This window comes from Saccharopolyspora sp. 7B (assembly GCF_020177435.1).
Lineage (GTDB): Bacteria > Actinomycetota > Actinomycetes > Mycobacteriales > Pseudonocardiaceae > Saccharopolyspora_C > Saccharopolyspora_C gregorii.
This window is the reverse complement of sequence record NZ_JAIUKC010000234.1, coordinates 1-2,071: the sequence shown is the minus strand read 5'-3', so window position 1 is coordinate 2,071 and position 2,071 is coordinate 1. Positions and strand designations below refer to the sequence as shown.

Sequence of the window (2,071 nt, the reverse complement as noted above, 5' to 3'; positions counted from 1 at the left end):
CCGTTCGACCAACGAGATCGGACGAACAGTCCGTTCACCCCACACCGACACGAGTCAACGGACCGTTCGACCAACGAGATCGGACGAACAGTCCGTTCACCCCACACCGACACGAGTCAACGGACCGTTCGACCAACGAGATCGGACGAACGGTCCGTTCACTCCGCCACGACCGCGGGTGCGGCTACGGCTGCTGCGGGACCAGCGCCTCCCCGTGGTAGCGGCAGTTCGGCGCCCACAGCAGGTACGAGGGCATGCCGTCGTCCCGCGCGGCCTTGATCTGCGCGCCCACCTCGGCGGGCCCGTAGCTGGCGCCGAGGCTGAAGTCCTGCAGCCACGGGATGATCTGCACGTCGGTGCCCTCGACCGCCTTGGCGAACTCGGCGAGCGAGCGCTGCACGATCTCGTAGGGCTGGGTGTTCGGATCGTCGACGCCGAACTCGCCCGGCCCCCAGTGCGACGGGTAGACCATCGGTGCGATGTAGTCCACGTACTTCGCCATCCGCGGGATGTCCTGGGCGATCTGGGTGGGCCGGTCCACGGCGATGCCGAACACCGACGCCCCGAGCAGCGCCCCCTTCGAGCGGACCGCCGTCTGGGTGTCGCGGAGGAAGTCCGCGATGCCCTGCTCCGGCGTGGTGCGCAGCCCGGCGAAGCGCATCTTCTCGATGCCGCCGTCCGGCCTGCGCACGTAGTCGTAGAGGACGTCGTCGAACCCGAGCGACGCGGCTTCGGCGGCGAGGTCGATGTTGTACTGCCGCACCGCCGGGTCGGCGAAGTTGGTGAACGCGAAGTCGCCGTACCCGCTGCTCCACGGCTGGCCGTCCGCGGTCTGCACGACCCGTTCCCGGTGGCCTTCGCGCCAGGACGCCTCGCCGAGCACCGGGTCCTTGAAGGCGACGAGCCGGCCGACGACGCGCACGCCCATGCCGTGCAGCTGGTCGAGGGCTTCGCGGGCGTCGTAGTAGTTCTTCACGGCGCCGATGCGGTTGGCCTCGGGCAGCGCGGAATCGTAGGGGATCTCGCCGCTTTCGTCCTTGATGTCGAGCTCGACGGTGTCGATGCGGCCCTGCCTGGCGAGTTCGAGCACGGGTTCGCGCAGCGAGTCGCTGGTCCAGGCGAGCCCGGTCATGTGCACGGCGCGCATGCCCGGGTGCTTGATGTGCACGGTCATGGTGCGCTCCGCGCGGTTGCCCGCGAGGTCGGTGGCCACGACCTGGACCTCCCGTTCCGGCCGGTCGACGACGGCGGAGAACGCGCCGTCCGGCCCGGGCCGGACCGGCTCGCCCGCGACGGTCACCTGGTCGGCGCCCGCGGCCTTGCCGGTGACGGTGACGGGTTCGCCGAGCTTCTCGGGCCGCAGCGAATCCTCGACCTGGAGCTCCGGTGGCGCGCTGTCCACTGTGAACTCCTGCGTGGTGCTGGCGGAGCCGAGCCAGGAGATCGCCCTGGGCGTGACGACTTCCAGCACGTGGGAGCCGTCGGGCACGGCGGCCGCGTGCACGGCCACCGCACCGTCCTGGGGCGTGGTGGGCACGGGCTTCCCGTCGAGCAGAACGGTGGAACCGCCGCCCTCGGAACGGATCTGAATGGATCCATCGGCCGTCGCCTCGGCGCGGACCGGGCGCGACGGCAGCCCGTCGACCCGCACGTCCTCTGTGGACAGCATGCGGAGCAGCACGTACCCCGCGATCAGCAGCACGATGACGGCGACGGCGACGACGGCCCACTGCGGGATGCCGCCGATTCCGTTGTCACGGCTGGGTTTCGTTGGCCCTGGGGCCCCTTCGGGCGCAGGTTCGGTCACAGCTTTCGCCTCCCCGACGTCGGCGAATCCGGACAACTGAACACGTTACGTTGCCGGTCGAATGTTCGCGCCACCCTTCCAGGTAATAACGTGGAGATCAACAAGTGACTTTGAGTATCCACATCGGCCGAAAACTGCACTAACGTGCGAACTGATGCTGAGCGTGATCGAGCGCACCTGCGCCGTGACGGCGGTGGCGCTGCTCGCCCTGTCCGGTGCCGCGTGCAGCACCCAGGACCCCGCCCCCGACACCCCTGACGTCGC

Annotated in this window: 1 protein-coding gene; it reads right to left on the bottom strand. The window is 69.5% G+C overall.

Going from position 1 to position 2,071, the window contains the following annotated elements; genetic code table 11:
- Window positions 1–184: 184 nt before the first annotated feature.
- Entirely contained in the window at window positions 185–1,669 is a 1,485-nt protein-coding gene (locus LCD33_RS27670; protein ID WP_255615720.1) for a putative glycoside hydrolase, read from the bottom strand.
- Window positions 1,670–2,071 lie beyond the last annotated feature (402 nt).

Bases quoted from the DNA above. Each gene is read 5' to 3' on its own strand.
- LCD33_RS27670 (WP_255615720.1), bottom strand. From the start codon at position 1,669: ATGCTGTCCACAGAGGACGTGCGGGTCGACGGGCTGCCGTCGCGCCCG.